General features: G+C 71.4%; 1 protein-coding gene. It reads right to left on the reverse strand.

Annotated features, from left to right (window positions below; translation table 11 throughout):
* A partial coding sequence (locus ACTOQ3_RS43615; RefSeq protein WP_440089954.1) for a phospholipid carrier-dependent glycosyltransferase occupies nucleotides 1-693 on the reverse strand: 693 nt, incomplete at both ends.

Below are 693 nucleotides of genomic sequence, written 5' to 3' on the forward strand. Positions count from 1 at the left end.
TGGTAGCTCAGCCACGACCGGAGCGAGTCGAAGACGAAGAACCCCGGGCCCTGCGAGGTCGCCTGCACCCAGTTGCGGCCCCAGCCCAGCGGCGAGACGAACCAACCGGCCCAGGAGACGACGTAGGTGACCACGGGCAGCAGGCCCATCGCCAGCACGGCGCCGGTCAGGTCCTTGTTCAGCGCCCCCACGTACGGCTTGCGCAGGCCGATCGCGCGGCGGGCCCCGGCGTCCCAGACCAGGGACATCACCGCGAAGGCGACCAGGAAGAACACCCCCGACCACTTCACCGCGCAGGCCGCGCCCAGGCACAACCCGGCGGCGATCCGCCACGGCCGCACCCCCAGCCCCGGCCCCTGGTCACTGAGCGGCGAGGTCTCGTACCAGGTCACCAGCCGCTCCCGCGCCCGGTCACGATCGACCACCAGGCAGGCGAAACCGGCCAGCACCCAGAACATCAGGAAGATGTCCAGCAGCGCCGTCCGCGACAGCACGAAGTGCAGGCCGTCCAGCGCGAGCAGCAGCCCGGCCAGGCAGCCCAGCATGGTCGAGCGGGTCATCCGGCGGGCCACCCGGGCCAGGATCAGGATCGACAAGACCCCGACCACCGCCCCGGCGAACCTCCACCCGAAGGGGGTCATGCCGAAGATCTGCTCGCCCAGGCCGATCATCCACTTGCCCAGCGGCGGGTGG

Origin of the sequence: Streptosporangium sp. LJ11 (genome assembly GCF_051918945.1) — a bacterium.
In the GTDB taxonomy this organism is placed as follows: Bacteria; Actinomycetota; Actinomycetes; order Streptosporangiales; family Streptosporangiaceae; genus Streptosporangium.